We start from the raw sequence: 12,726 nt of genomic DNA on the forward strand, positions 1-12,726 counted from the left end.
CAGCGAGCATCATCATCGCTTTGGGCGAGATCCCGGCGTGAGCCAGCCGCGTTATGAACCATCGACGGATTGTTGTTTACCGCGTAGGGATCGCCTCCCGTCACCGCGAGGTCTTCGCGACCCTCAGCCTTCAACCGCCACCACGCGGTCTCGTAGGTGGTGTCGCCCGGTTTCTTCTCGAGCCCCATCACCACCGGCTGTCCGCGGCGGTCGAGCGTCGTGACCTGGCGCAGCGGGGAAGACGTCTCGGCGGCTCCGTCCTTGAACTCCGTGTTGTGGTACGAGACGAGCGCCTTCATCGTCGGCGCGTGGTTGATCGCGCGGTTGTCGGCGAAGATCAGTGGCATCTTGACCGGGACCGCCTCGCCCGAGACCCGCATCTCGAACCACACCTCAGCCCCGTCGCGGGACGCCGTGCGCGGCCAGAAGCACAGGCCGGGTGACCCGCCCTCGAAATCCAGGCGTCCGCTGGCGGCCACCGTCACCTTGCCGGGGGTCCCGCAGCTCGGGCTATCCGGCACGTCGCCGGTGGGATCGACGATGTCTGGCGTCGTGACCGTGAGGATCTCGATCCCGGCGCACGGCCAGCGCCGGGCCCGGTTGGGCTGACCCTGGGCCGGGTAGGCTTTCACCGGGTCGCCGACCTTCAGGAACATCCGCTGGATCTGGACCGCGACAGGCGTGTACCCGACCCTCACGAACGTCCGTTCCGTGAGCTTCACTAGGCTGGCGCCGTGGCCCAGCGGGAAGAGGAAGCCCTTGAAGACCACCTCCACCAGGACATCGCGCCCGAGTATTGTGCGCTGGCGCCACCGCTCCACCGTGAACGCGTCGAACAGGTCGCTGCCGTTCCACCGGCGGGCGGAGGCCGGGGGGACGAAGGTTGTGTCGAGGTTGAGGCAGCCCCCGATGGCGCTCAGCGACAGCTCGATGACCGAGAGCTCGCGCGGATCGTAGATGGCGCTGTAGTCGCGCAGGGTGTCGGGAGTGCCAGCGCTGCCGTCAAGGGTCTCGAGCTTGAGGTCGGCTAGCCGGAAACCGGGTGGAGGATCGATCTGGCTTCCCTTCCGGTCGAGCTCGCCCTTCGGCCCACGCCGCCCCAACACTGGGAGCCCCGGGACGGAGCTCAGCACATGCTTACGTTCATTTCAGGCTGTGAAATCAGTGTTTGGAGTTGTCTTGAGGTATGATTTTTCATGAAGTTAATGAATTTCGTGATTCTATGGCTGAATCGGAAGAAAAAAATAGATTTGGCCAAGATTCTCATGATAAAAATTATGGAAATCAGATAATAAAACGAAAACTGATGGATATATAATCACTCAATGCTGAAATCATATGGCAGAAATGCGCGGTCGCATACGCTCGGGCGCTGGCGGCGGGGGATAGCGTTTCCTCGAAGCCGCAGATTGTGCGCCGCGCGGAATGGAAGGAGCGGAAGCTGCTCACCCGTGGCCCGCAGGAGCTATCGACTGGAAGGAAGCCTGGCATGCGGGAGCCCGGCGAAAATAGCGCCGTCCCGTTCTGATCGCCGCTTGTCCAAACGCCTCCCCAACCGGGATTTGGATGTTGCCAATCGGTACTTCCTTAAGCTTGACTTTGGTCAATCGGACGGAGGATTGCGAACCTGCATGCAGCTTGCCTCGCATCTGGACAAGCTGAACATCAATCAGCCACACGGGATCGACCTCGACCTAGTCACTGAACGCATGTAGGCAAGCTTTCCGGAACGAAATCTCGGCCGTCATCACGTTCGCCCACCTGCTGCGCGCTCATCTTCTGACCTCGCCGCATGTCCGACGCCTTTGGGTTCAGCCGATCCTCTCAATCAACCTGATCCAAAGCCGGCCGGCCAGATCAGCGCTAGCTCGAATTTATCTCGTAACTTCAATTACATAGGTGTTCGCATTTCTGTCCGGACTGGCGCGCCATTACTTTCCAAAGCCTTTGCTGGGAAAGACAAATCCTTCACAACAGGGCCGAATGCGGATGCCGGCTTGGCGTCCTTCGCATTGACCACGCGCGGGTTGTGCGTGGGCGGGCCGGCCCTTGGAGGGCCTTCCGCCTGCCCTATCTCCTGCTCATGACAGAGCCGCCGGACGACAACCTCGATCACTACGCGCTGGGGTTCTATGCCCCCGGCAAGGGCCTGCGCCGGGAAGACTGCCCCTATGCCGAGGGCACGGAGGCGCATTCCCGGTGGACCGCGGGGTACGATGCCGCGCTGAAGGAGGACGAGGGCGCGTGATGGTTTTCCTCCGCCTGCTCCATGTCCTTCGCCTCTGGACCCTCGTGTCCGTCCCAGCCGGCATCGTCATCGGCAAGCTTCTCAAGGCGAACCGCCGGGCGACCACCCGGCCCGTGGACCGCCCGTAAGGGCGGAGCGGCACCAAAGCCTCCTCGGGCCGGACGGCTTCGGGCAGGACGGGCTTCGGGCAGGACGGCCTTCGGGCAGGACGGCTTCGGGCAGGACGGCTTCGGGCAGGACGGCTTCGGGCAGGACGGCTTCGGGCAGGACGGCTTCGGGCAGGACGGCTTCGGGCAGGACGGCTTCGGGCAGGACGGCTTCGGGCAAGACAATTTCGGGCAAGACGCCTTCGCCGTTTCATCGCCGGCCCGGGGCACAGCCTCGTCGCGGCGGGGCGGCATCACCGGCCCTGCGGACGGCCCCGGGGGCATGGACAGGATCAGGAGCCGTCAGGAGTGGTCATGTCGCGACGTCGCGCCGCCCTTTCCAGGTTCGTCCGCGTGGCGGCCTGGCTGAGCGTGGGGGCCCTGGTCTGGCTCTCCTGGATCCCCCGTGACTGGGAAGCGCGCACATCCCTCCCGGGCCAAGCCGAGCACGCGATCGCGTATGCGGGGACCGCCGGCCTGTTCGTGCTCGGCTACGGGGCCGCGCTGCGCTGGTGGCGGATCGGCCTGCCGCTCATCGCCCTAGGGGCCGTCATGGAAATCGGCCAGCTCTGGGTTCCGGGCCGGACCGCGCAGGTCGTCGACTTCGTGGCCAGCGGATCGGGCGCGCTCCTCGGCGCCCTGGGCGGTACGATCGTCGCCCGGCGCATGTTCAAGGCCGCACCCCCGGCCCGCTAAGCGCGGACCGCCTCAGCCGAAGACGACCGGGGACGCTCCCAAGTCGCCTGTCAAACCTGTGTCGCCTGCCACGCCTGTGCCGCCTGTCACGCCTTGCGGGGCGCGGCGGGCGAGGCCTCGGAGTTCCAGAGAAGCGACGTCGCGACATAGGTCGCCTCCACCGCCACGAGCATCCAGACCGCGTCGGTGAGGACGATCCCGAGGGAGCGCTGCTCCAGGGCCCCCTCGACGCCGATCGCGACCGCCAGCAGCGATACGATCACGAGAAGACCCGGCAGGCGAACGGCCTGGCTTGCGGCGGCTCCAAGTGAGGCGAAACAGATCAGAAGCATTTGCACACCAACGATACGAGCAATCAGAGTACCTACGTATTGAAAGGATACAAGCGGAAATAGAGAGCAGTTTTGTGCTTTGCACAATTTAAGCTGCATTGCGGTCGTTATTCAATCATCAACCTTAGCACGGCGTAAGCGAGCCAGCAGAGGAAGACGATCCAGGCGAGAGTCAGGCCGAACCCGAGCCCCAGGACCGCGAGGGTCGAGACCCAGTGCACGACACGGCCGAGCGCCACCCGCCACGGCGGCATCGCGCGTCCGTCGACCAGCGGTTCGGGATCGTCGGCTTTCTCCGGCAACGGATTCATCGACATCGACCTAAGGAGATGAAAACAGTTGTCCGGCGCGGAGATCGCAGCCCTCAACGCAGGCGGATTGCAGATCGTTGCAGGGCAGACCCGGCGATCAAGACCATCCCGCAAGCGTCGGAAGCATGTCCGTCGTCGAGCATGATTTTCGTCGATCACGGTCACGCGCATGTGCGCTGCTGGAAGACCACGGTCGGCTCGCGCATCTTCGTGGAAAGACAAAGCACCGAGTCTTTACGAATCCTCAAAGCTTTCGATCAATTTCGCACCGGACTGATCTCGCGCGCCGAATGACCGGTCGACATCGGAGACCGACGATCGGGATTCGCCGGGCGGCCTGCACCGGCGGTGGAAACCGCGGGGATGCCGGGCTCCGCGTGTCCGGACACCGTCCCGGACCGAACCCATCTCGCCCTTGATCGTTATACAGCGACTGCCTATTACATGTTTGCTGTACGGACGGATCGGCACGATGGAGACCGCGTCGAGAATGGTGTTCCTTCTGGAGCTTTCGCCTGAACTGACCGCCCCCGAGGTCGACGGGGCCCCACCCGGGGCCGACCGCGCCGAGGCCGATCCGGCGGAGGCCAGTCTGGCGAAGAGCGATCGGGCCGAGGGCGATCGGGCCGAGCGTATCCCGACCAGAACCGAGGGCCGCCCGATCATCGCGGCGGGCGAGCGCTTCGGATTAGGCGCGCGGTTGCGCAACCTCTACGCGGCGAGCTTCGGGGCCCGGACCCCGGAACACCTCCTGATCCTCGTGTCCCGCCTCGAGGCGGCCCTCCCTGCCAGCGAGGGCGCCGGCGCCGGGGCCGACACCTTCCGCGAGGACCTCCTCGGGCTGCTTCCCGACCTGAGGCGCTTCGCGCAGTCGCTGGCGCATGGGGCGGACCAGGCCGAGGATCTCGTTCAGGAAACGCTGTTGAAGGCGTGGCAGAACCAGAAGCGCTACCGGCCCGGCACCAACCTGAAGGCCTGGACCTTCACGATCATGCGCAACCAGTTCTACACCGAGAAGCGGAAGTCGCGCCGCGAGGTGGAGGACGTCGATGGCGCCGCCGCCGGGCAGCTGATCGAGCTGGCCGACCAGCTGCACCGGGTTGCCCTGCGGGAGGTCTGGTCCCGCATCCGCACCTTGCCCGAGGCACAGCAGGAGGCGCTGCTTCTCGTGGCCGCCCAGGGCATGACCTACGAGGAGGCCTCGGAGGTCCTGGGCTGCCAGGTCGGCACCGTGAAGAGCCGAGTCAGCCGGGCGCGCAAGAGCTTCCCCGACGCCCTCGGACTGCCCTGAGCGTCCCGGGTCCCTGCGGGGTGAGGCGGGCTCCCGGTCGGGTCAGGCGTTGGGTTCAGGCGTGGAACCCGGGATGGTGCAGGCCGCCGCTCCCGTGATCCGACAGGCCCACCAAACCCACCTCTGGATGGGGACCGGCCTCCGCGGGCGTGCCCGCCGGTTCGGGAGCGGTCGACGCGAATCCCGGGGCGGCATGTCCCGCCGACGAGGCTCCCCCGGCTGCCGATCCCGCGCCGGCCGATCCTGGATGCGACGCGGGGGCATGCTGCGCGTCCGAGGCGAAGACTAGGTTGCCGCTGGAATCGACGCTCGCCGCGAGGGGGACGCTCGCCGCGGCGTGCTTGACTGGGTCCGGCCCGGCGGCGTGCGCGGCCGGCTCTCCGGATGAAAGGTCCGGGGCTCCTGTGTCGGGAGCTCTTGGGTCGAGGGCTCCTGGGGCCGGGGCTCCCGAGGCGGGGGCTCCCGCGTGCTGGCCCGTGGCGGGATCGGCGACCGCCGATGCCGCGTGCGCCGGGCCCGGGCCGGCCGCCGGAGCCTCCCCCGCCGGGTGGGCCGCATCGACCGGGGCCGATTCCGACGCCGCGTGCCGCGCCATCGACGCCTCTGCGGCCTGCGGGGCCGAGGCCCGGTCCGCAGCGGCCGCGTGGCCGTCGCCGGTCGGACCGGGACCGTAACCGTGACCGGCCTCCGCGGCCGGATTGGCGTGGTCGGCCGCCCCGGTCTTCACCCCGGCATCCGCGACGTTCGCCTGCGCGCCCTTCGCGCCCGCGTCACCGTTCCCCTGGGCCGGCGCCGATTCCCTCCCGCCCGCGTCCGGTGCGACCGCCGCGTGCCCGGCGGTTTCGGGACGGGCGCCGACGCCCGGCCGGTCGGGCCCAGCGTCCTCGGTCGAGCCGGATTGCTGCGGCCCGGCGGCTCCGGACGTCACGGGGATCGCCTCGGCATGGGTCGCGGCGGCATGGGTCGCGGCGGCATGGGTCGCGGCGGCATGGGTCGCGGCGGCATGGGTCGCGGCGGCATGACCCGAGCCAGCATGACCCGACGCAGCATGACCCGACGCGGCCTGGTTCGGCTCGGACGGCCCGCTCTCGGCGCGGGAGGACGCGGTGGGCTCCGGTTCGGCGGATGCCGACGCGGCCCGCGCCGCGCCGCCCCCTTGGCCGCCATGTGCCTCCTGGCCGCCATGTGCCTCCTGGCTGCCATGTGCCTCCTGGCTGCCATGTGCCTCCTGGCTGCCCTGTGCCTCCTGGCTGCCATGAGCGGCCTGGCCGCCCTTTCCGGTCTGGTCATCGCCCCCGGTCTGGCCGGCGGTGTCGGTCTGGGCAGCGGTCCTGGTCGCGGAACCGCCGCGGTCGAGGCCGCGATCGGAGCCGCCGCTGCCCTCGCTGTGGCCGAGGCCGGCGTCGGCCCGACCGTCCTCGCCTCGGCCGACCTCGCCTTGTCTTCCCTCACCTTGGCCGCTCTCGCCTTGTCTTCCTTCGCCTTGGCGACCCTGACCTTGGCTGACCTGCGGAGGCGCCGCGCCGTCATCGCCGGAGCCGGACGGGCCCGAGCCGGATCGCTCCGCGCGCGCGGCCGGTCCGGCGCCCGCCTCGCCCGGACCGTGATGGGCGGAACCGGACTCGCGGCCCGGAGCGTCCTCGCCCCGGTCCGGGCCGCGAGTCCCGTCCGACGCCACGGCGGTTCCGCTCCTGCCGGCGCCGCCATCGCCCCCCGGCCGGGTCTCGCCCCGGGCGGCTTCCCACTCGCCGGCGGTCGGGGTCGGGCGCGCCCAGGCGCTCTGGGCGGTCGCGGCCTCGTGCGCGGGAGCGTCCAGCGCCCGCGTCGCGGTCGTCACGGACTCGGGCGAACTCGGCGCAGCCGCCCCCGGGCCGCCGTCGCCGGCCCGCGCCGGGCCGGTCTCCGCGACGGCCTCGGCCGGCTTCGGCGCTCCGGCGGTGCGGGACAGCTCCGCGTCCGCGGCCCGCCCGTGCGGCTGGCCGTCCGCATCCAGGGCGGCCTGGCCGGGATCCCGCGCCGGCGACGAAAATCCGGGGCCCGGGCCGGCGGCGTCCGGCCGTCCGGCGGGTGCGGCCGGGGCGACCGGTTCGTGGGAAGTCGACGCGGACGCGCCGCTGCCCATCGGCCCGGCCGCACCGACGCCGCCCGGGGCGCCGGCGGTCGCGGCCGCCTCGGCGCGCTCCCACGCCGAGCCGCCGGCGGCATCCCCGGGCCCGGGGTTCACCGCCCCGGAGGCCGCCGCATCGGACGCGGCCTCCTCGGCGGGGCGCGCGGCCGCGGGATCGGGGGCGAAGGCGGTCGCGGCGAAGATCATCGCGGAGAACACGATCGCGTCCATCTGCTTGCGCTGGCCGTCCCGCTCGGCGGCGGCGCCTTCCGGCAGGGCCTCGGCGGCCAGCTGCGGGCGGGTCGCCGGGCCCGGCACGGGGCCGGTTTCCGCCAGCGCCTCCGCCCGGGCCTCGTCCGGGGTCAGGGCGAGGGCCGCCGCGGCCACGAGGGCGGCCAGGAGGGCCGCGGGATGGACGGTGAGCCGGGTGCCCTCGCCGCCCCGCGGGATCGGCAGGAGATCGGCGTGGCTCTGCGCGATCTGGTTGATCAGCGCGCGGAAGTCGCTGCCCCACATCGGTGCGTCGAAGGCCGGCGAGGCGACGACGTAGCGGCCGTCGATCCGGGCGACGTGCAGGATCTCGTCGCCGTCCGGGCGGCAGAAGACGAACCAGGGCTCGGCCTCGTCGCTCAGGCCCTGCTCGCTGGCCACCGGCAGGCCCGCCCGGATCAGCGCCGCCTCGACGCGGTAGAACTCCGCGAGCTCCTGCTGCGACCAGCCGCCCCGGCTCGTCTGCGCCGGCCGGAAGAACGAGAGCACCGCACTCATTGGAATCCCTCTCCCGCGTTCGTCACGATCAGCCGGTCCTATCGCTCGTGGAAGGCGCGCCCGAGCGCGTCGAAGAACGGACCCAGGAGATATTCCAGGGCCGTGCGCTCGCCGGCCGAGACCGTGATCTCGGCCGGCAGGCCCGCGACGAGGCGCGGGCGCACCGTCTCGGGCAGCTGGCGCTCGTCGATCTCGACGGTGCCGGCGAAGTAGGGCTGCCTCGTCCGCTCATCGAGCAGGCGATCGCGCGAGACCAGGGTCACGGTGCCGAGGAGGGTCGGCATCCGCCGGCTCTGGAAGGCCGGGAACTTGATCTCGGCCCGCATGCCGGCCTGGACGGCCTCCAGGTCGTTGGGCGCGAACTGGACGCTGACCACCAGCCGGTCGCTGGTGGGCACGATCTCCATCAGGGGCTCGCCGGAGCGGATGACCTGGCCGATGGTGTAGACCTTGAGGTCCTGGATCACGCCCGGGTGGGAGGCCCGGACCTCGTGCCGGCGCAGGACGTCCTGCGCCACGACGAGCTTCTCGCGCAGCTCGACGATGCGCTGGCGGGTCTCCAGCAGCTGGGCCGTCAGGGCCTCCTGCCGCTTCTGGCGGAGCTGGGCGGCCTGCATCCCGGCCTCGTTGATGCCGTTCTGCGCCTTGGCCGTCTCCGCGACCGAGCGCCCGATCACGCCGGAGAGCCGCGTGCGCTCGCGCTCCATCATCAGCACCCGGGACAGGGGAATTAGATCCTTCTCGCGCAGGGCGCGCAGGCCCTCCAGCTCCTGCTGGATCAGGCCGACCTGCTGCTCGACGGCCGTCTTCTCCACCGCCAGCCCGGACATCTCGGTCCGCAGCTGCGTGATCTTGGCCTCGGTGAGCGAGAGCTGCAGCTGGAACGAGGCCTGGCGCTCGGCAAGCTGGCTCGCCTGGTCGTCGATCATCCGGGCGATGGCCGCCTCGCTCCGCCGCTCCGCGATCTCGGGCGGCAGGTCGAGGCGGGCGCTGGCGGCCTGCTCGGCCCTGAGCCGGGCCTCAAGGATCAGGGCGGCGTCGAGCTGGCCGCGGAACAGGTCCGCGCTGGCCCGCGACTGCAGGGGATCGACCCGCAGCAGGACCTCGCCCGCCCGGACGCTCTGCCCCTCCTTGACCAGCACCTCCTGGACGATGCCCCCCTCCAGGTGCTGCACGCTCTTGCGGCTGCCCTCGGCGACGATCACCCCGGGGCTGATGACGGCGCGGTCGAGGCGCGCGAAGGCCGCCCAGCCGCCGGCGACCCCGAAGGTCGCCAGGATGAGGAGGTAGCCCGCCGCCGCGTACCAGCGCCAATCCACCAGGCGGGAGAGGTCGCCCACCGCCGGAGGCAGTCCCGGCGGCGCGACCGGGGAGACGGCCGGTGCCTGTGTCAGGGCGGGAGCGTGCGGCCGCGCCATGGCTCACCCCGCGCTCCGCTGGGCGTCGAAGCTCCGGCGCGGCTCGGGCAGCGCTGTGACCCCGGCCGCCGGAACGACGTGGGGCACGGAGCGCGGTCCGACCAGGGCCCCCAGGATCGACTCGGCCGGGCCGAAGCTCTGCACGCTGCCGGCATTCAGCACCAGCACGGCGTCGGCGTCGGCCAGGAGGGACACCTTGTGGGTCACGATCACCACCGTGGTCCCGTCCGCCCGCAGGGCCGCCAGGGCCCGCATCAAGGCCGCCTCGCCGGGCTGGTCGAGGCTGGCGTTCGGCTCGTCGAGGAGGATCAGGCTCGGATCGCCGTAGAGCGCGCGGGCGAGGGCGATGCGCTGGCGCTGGCCGCCGGACAGGCCGTGGCCGCCCGGGCCGATCACGGTGTTGTAGCCGTCGGGCAGGGCCTGGATCAGGTCGTGGCAGCCGGCGCGCCGGGCCACGGCGAGGATCGCCGCATCCTCCGCGGGCCCGAAGCGCGCGATGTTCTGCGCCACCGTCCCGTCGAACAGCTCCACGTCCTGCGGCAGGTAGCCGACGTGCCGGCCGAGGTCCTGCGGATCCCAGTGGCGCAGCTCCGCGCCGTCGATGCGCAGGCTACCGCCGGTCAGCGGCCAGATCCCGGTCATTGCCCGGACCAGGGTCGACTTGCCGGCGGCACTCGGCCCGATGATGCCCACGAGCTGTCCGGGCTCGATCCGGAAGCCGACGCCCTGCAGGATCGCCCGGGACGCGCCGGGGGCCGCCACGGACAGGGCCTCGGCCTCGATCAGCCCGCGCGGGCGGGGCAGGGTCACCCGCGCCGGCTCCGGCCCCGCCACGGCGAGGAGTTCGGCGAGGCGGCGATGGCTCGCGCGGGCCGCCGTGAAGCCCTTCCAGTTGCCCACCACCGCCTCGATCGGCCCCAGCGCCCGGCCGATGATGATCGAGGCCGCGATCATCGCGCCGCCGGTGATCTCTCGGTGGATGGCGAGGTAGGCGCCGACACCGAGGACGAGGAGCTGGAGGAGCAGGCGCACGAACTTCGTGGCCGCGACGATGAGGCCGGCCCGGTCGCTCGCCCGCGCCTGGAGCAGCAGCACCTCGTCGTGGCGGCCGCGCCAGAGGGCCCGCATGGCCCCCAGCATGCCCATCGCCCGCAGCACCTCCCCGTTGCGGAAGCTCGCCCCGGCCTGCTGCCCGGCGAGCCGGGAGACGCGGCTGGCCGATTCGAGGGCGTGCCGCGTCGCCACCTCGTTGAGCAGCGTCAGCCCCAGGATGAGCCCGCCGCCGACCAGCGCCATCGCGCCGAACCAGGGATGCAGGAGGAAGCAGGCCACCAGGAAGATCGGAGCCCAGGGCAGGTCGCAGAAGGCCAGAATGCCGCTGCCGGTCAGGAACTCGCGCAGGATGTCCACGTCCCGCAGCACGGTGTCGTGCTGGGCGCCGGGCCGCAGCAGCGCCCCGCGATGCGCGGCATCGAAGATCGGGTCGGTCACGCGCCGGTCGAAGATCAGGCCGCCGCGCACGAGAAGCCGCGACCGCAGCATCTCCAGCGCGGCGTAGACGCCGAGCCCGAAGACCGCGATCAGGGTGATGCCCATGAGCGTGGTCTCGTTCCGGCTCGGCAGGACGCGATCATAGATCTGCAGCATGTAGAGCGGGCTGACGAAGAGCAGCAGGTTGATGAAGAAGCCGAAGGCGACCGCCGTCGCCAGTACGGGCCGCATCGCACGCAAGCCGTCGCTCAACACCGACCGCGTCGCCTGCGTGCTCATGCTGAACTCTTCATCCCTGTGCGGGCGCCGGCGACGCCAGATCCGAACGTCCCAGGCAATCCCATGCCTGAATTCTTCATCCACGGATGATAGCGCAGTCTGGACTGTTTCCAACAAACTTGCCACCGGCCCCGCCGGATCACGGGCGTCGAACGGCGCGGCCCGAGCGCGGCGGCGTCACCGCGCCGTCTTAGCCTCGGCGTAATGGCCTCGACGTCATGAGCGAGGCGCCCTGCGGAAACCGGCCGGGTTCGCGCCGTCTGGACAGTCTCCCGGGTCCTGCTCTATATGGTATTTACTGTACAAATTGATTGTGCCCTAACCATCACGGCCCGAGGAGGGATGCCCCGCGTGTACGCTCACCACCAACGGCTGGATTCGGAGGGGGTGCTGGAACTGCGCCGGGAGGGCGGCCGCTTCCTGAAGAACCTGCGCGAGGCACGCGGCCTGTCCCAGCGCCAGCTCGCCGCCCTGGTCGGGGCCGAGTACTACACCTTCATCTCGCAGCTCGAGACCGGACGCGGACGCATCCCGCCGGATCGCTACCGCGCCTGGGCAGCCGCCCTCGAGGTCCCCGCCAGGGACCTCGTCCGGGACCTGATGCGCTTCTACGATCCGCTCACCCACGAGATCCTGTTCGCGGACGCGGAACCGGCGCCGCCCGCCGACGGCTGAGGCGACCCGCCCCCGCGCCTGCGCCCGGCGCCAAGATGTCAGGAACGCGCGGCGTCCTCCTGCGCCGGCGCGGCCGGCTTCGGGGCGTTGCGGGCACGCTCGGCCCGCAGCTCCCGCTCGGCCATCAGCCAGAACTCGACCTCGAACCCCTCGGGACGATGATTGCGCTCCCAGATCTCATGGGCGCGCTCGCGAATCCGCTCGAACGTGATCCCATCCTCGGACATCGTGCGCTCTACTCCTTCAGTCTCGCTCACAGCGTCACAGCTCGGTTCTCCCTGCTGGGCCAACGCTCCACCGCGGGATTTGTCCCCCGATCGGCGCGCGGCCGCCCCTCCGGAGGGCTCCTGACGGATCCCGGAGGGTTTGACGGCGGCCCCGGAAACGGCCTAGCTTACCCGTGACGGTTCCTCAGGATCGAGGATCAAAAGGGAACGCGGTGAGGGCGAGCGCCCGAGGCCGCGGCTGCCCCCGCAACTGTAAGCGGCGAGCTCCTCATCAGCACGTCACTGGGTTCTCGGACCTGGGAAGACGATGGGAGGGCGGTGACCCGCGAGCCAGGAGACCTGCCGTCAGTCGTGGTCACACGCGAAACGCATCGGGCGGGGTGTCCTGGTGGGTGTCGGGGTGGATGCCGCGTGGCATCCGCGCCGGCCTCGTTCGCGGTGACGTGCCACTTCGCGCGACCCGTCGCGTCAGCCGTCCCGTCGATGCCCGTCCTCGCCCGCGCGCCTCGCTCCCGCATGCTCCCTCCGGCCGCCCCGCGCGGTCCGGACCCGGCTGCGCCGCGGACAAGCCTTCTTGGGGTCCCCGCGCACAATTGTAATGTTATAACATTCAGTCTAGCGAAGACGGCAGGTCGGCCCCGACCGATGCCCGCGCCCATCCCTGGTTGTCCCATGCCCGTCGCCCCCATCCCGTCCCGAACCGCGCACCCGCGCGGGTCGCGGCCAGGCCAGAGCTT

At 70.6% G+C, this 12,726-nt stretch carries 13 protein-coding genes and 1 riboswitch; of the genes, 6 read left to right on the forward strand and 7 right to left on the reverse strand.

All coding sequences use genetic code 11. From position 1 onward, the window contains the following. A partial coding sequence (locus CRT23_RS28535; RefSeq protein WP_210202092.1) for a hypothetical protein occupies positions 1 to 1,133 on the reverse strand: 1,133 nt, incomplete at its 3' end. 950 nt (positions 1,134 to 2,083) lie between these two features. On the opposite strand from CRT23_RS28535, the gene CRT23_RS18645 reads away from it, so the two are divergent. The 3 genes from CRT23_RS18645 (at position 2,084) to CRT23_RS18650 (ending at position 3,090) form a co-directional block, all read left to right on the forward strand. Continuing rightward, complete coding sequence (locus CRT23_RS18645; RefSeq protein WP_055951159.1) at positions 2,084 to 2,248, forward strand: hypothetical protein; 165 nt, start codon at positions 2,084 to 2,086, stop codon at positions 2,246 to 2,248. After that, a complete protein-coding gene (locus CRT23_RS29640; RefSeq protein WP_280137537.1) occupies positions 2,245 to 2,376 on the forward strand; it encodes a hypothetical protein in 132 nt (43 codons plus the stop codon). Before CRT23_RS18645 ends, CRT23_RS29640 begins: the two co-directional genes overlap by 4 nt. Before the next feature lie 333 nt (positions 2,377 to 2,709). Continuing rightward, complete coding sequence (locus CRT23_RS18650) at positions 2,710 to 3,090, forward strand: VanZ family protein (protein ID WP_103711002.1); 381 nt, start codon at positions 2,710 to 2,712, stop codon at positions 3,088 to 3,090. 86 nt (positions 3,091 to 3,176) lie between these two features. Here the strand turns inward: CRT23_RS18650 and CRT23_RS18655 are convergent, their stop codons facing one another. Together CRT23_RS18655 and CRT23_RS18660 are read right to left on the reverse strand one after the other, a co-directional pair. Beyond that, on the reverse strand, positions 3,177 to 3,422 hold the full coding sequence (locus tag CRT23_RS18655; protein WP_103711004.1) for a hypothetical protein: 246 nt from the start codon (positions 3,420 to 3,422) through the stop codon (positions 3,177 to 3,179). Between the two features lie 107 nt (positions 3,423 to 3,529). After that, positions 3,530 to 3,724 (reverse strand): hypothetical protein, encoded by a 195-nt coding sequence (locus tag CRT23_RS18660; protein WP_146056420.1) that lies wholly within the window; start codon positions 3,722 to 3,724, stop codon positions 3,530 to 3,532. A gap of 27 nt (positions 3,725 to 3,751) precedes the next feature. On the opposite strand from CRT23_RS18660, the gene CRT23_RS27870 reads away from it, so the two are divergent. Both CRT23_RS27870 and CRT23_RS18665 read left to right on the forward strand, forming a co-directional pair. Next, complete coding sequence (locus tag CRT23_RS27870; RefSeq protein ID WP_146056421.1) at positions 3,752 to 4,027, forward strand: hypothetical protein; 276 nt, start codon at positions 3,752 to 3,754, stop codon at positions 4,025 to 4,027. Positions 4,028 to 4,223: 196 nt separating this feature from the next. Beyond that, the gene (locus tag CRT23_RS18665; RefSeq protein WP_103711008.1) at positions 4,224 to 5,024 is read left to right on the forward strand and encodes a sigma-70 family RNA polymerase sigma factor; all 801 of its coding nucleotides are present in this window, start codon (positions 4,224 to 4,226) and stop codon (positions 5,022 to 5,024) included. Positions 5,025 to 5,079: 55 nt separating this feature from the next. Here the strand turns inward: CRT23_RS18665 and CRT23_RS18670 are convergent, their stop codons facing one another. The 3 genes from CRT23_RS18670 to CRT23_RS18680 are packed head-to-tail and all read right to left on the reverse strand — an operon-like array spanning position 5,080 to position 11,087. After that, a complete protein-coding gene (locus tag CRT23_RS18670) occupies positions 5,080 to 7,899 on the reverse strand; it encodes a hypothetical protein (protein WP_103711010.1) in 2,820 nt (939 codons plus the stop codon). Positions 7,900 to 7,937: 38 nt separating this feature from the next. After that, positions 7,938 to 9,317 (reverse strand): HlyD family type I secretion periplasmic adaptor subunit, encoded by a 1,380-nt coding sequence (locus CRT23_RS18675; protein WP_103711012.1) that lies wholly within the window; start codon positions 9,315 to 9,317, stop codon positions 7,938 to 7,940. A gap of 3 nt (positions 9,318 to 9,320) precedes the next feature. After that, a complete protein-coding gene (locus CRT23_RS18680) occupies positions 9,321 to 11,087 on the reverse strand; it encodes a type I secretion system permease/ATPase (protein WP_103711014.1) in 1,767 nt (588 codons plus the stop codon). Positions 11,088 to 11,438: 351 nt separating this feature from the next. Here CRT23_RS18680 and CRT23_RS18685 point away from each other — a divergent pair, with 351 nt between their 5' ends. After that, a complete protein-coding gene (locus tag CRT23_RS18685) occupies positions 11,439 to 11,762 on the forward strand; it encodes a helix-turn-helix transcriptional regulator (RefSeq protein WP_055951170.1) in 324 nt (107 codons plus the stop codon). 38 nt (positions 11,763 to 11,800) lie between these two features. On the opposite strand, the gene CRT23_RS18690 is transcribed toward CRT23_RS18685, so the two are convergent. Beyond that, positions 11,801 to 11,989, reverse strand: a complete 189-nt coding sequence (locus CRT23_RS18690; RefSeq protein WP_055951146.1) for a DUF2934 domain-containing protein — start codon at positions 11,987 to 11,989, stop codon at positions 11,801 to 11,803. A gap of 160 nt (positions 11,990 to 12,149) precedes the next feature. Continuing rightward, positions 12,150 to 12,351: riboswitch (cobalamin riboswitch) on the forward strand. Positions 12,352 to 12,726: the final 375 nt, after the last annotated feature.

It is taken from the genome of Methylobacterium sp. V23 (genome assembly GCF_002917135.1).
Taxonomy (GTDB): domain Bacteria; phylum Pseudomonadota; class Alphaproteobacteria; order Rhizobiales; family Beijerinckiaceae; genus Methylobacterium.

What these genes read in the sequence shown, in the direction of transcription:
- CRT23_RS18645 (WP_055951159.1), top strand. Translation starts at nt 2,084, where the DNA reads ATGACAGAGCCGCCGGACGACAACCTCGATCACTACGCGCTGGGGTTC.
- CRT23_RS18650 (WP_103711002.1), top strand. Translation starts at nt 2,710, where the DNA reads ATGTCGCGACGTCGCGCCGCCCTTTCCAGGTTCGTCCGCGTGGCGGCC.
- CRT23_RS18655 (WP_103711004.1), bottom strand. Translation starts at nt 3,422, where the DNA reads ATGCTTCTGATCTGTTTCGCCTCACTTGGAGCCGCCGCAAGCCAGGCC.
- CRT23_RS18675 (WP_103711012.1), bottom strand. Translation starts at nt 9,317, where the DNA reads ATGGCGCGGCCGCACGCTCCCGCCCTGACACAGGCACCGGCCGTCTCC.
- CRT23_RS18665 (WP_103711008.1), top strand. Translation starts at nt 4,224, where the DNA reads ATGGTGTTCCTTCTGGAGCTTTCGCCTGAACTGACCGCCCCCGAGGTC.
- CRT23_RS18690 (WP_055951146.1), bottom strand. Translation starts at nt 11,989, where the DNA reads ATGTCCGAGGATGGGATCACGTTCGAGCGGATTCGCGAGCGCGCCCAT.
- CRT23_RS18680 (WP_103711014.1), bottom strand. Translation starts at nt 11,087, where the DNA reads ATGAGCACGCAGGCGACGCGGTCGGTGTTGAGCGACGGCTTGCGTGCG.
- CRT23_RS18670 (WP_103711010.1), bottom strand. Translation starts at nt 7,899, where the DNA reads ATGAGTGCGGTGCTCTCGTTCTTCCGGCCGGCGCAGACGAGCCGGGGC.
- CRT23_RS27870 (WP_146056421.1), top strand. Translation starts at nt 3,752, where the DNA reads ATGAAAACAGTTGTCCGGCGCGGAGATCGCAGCCCTCAACGCAGGCGG.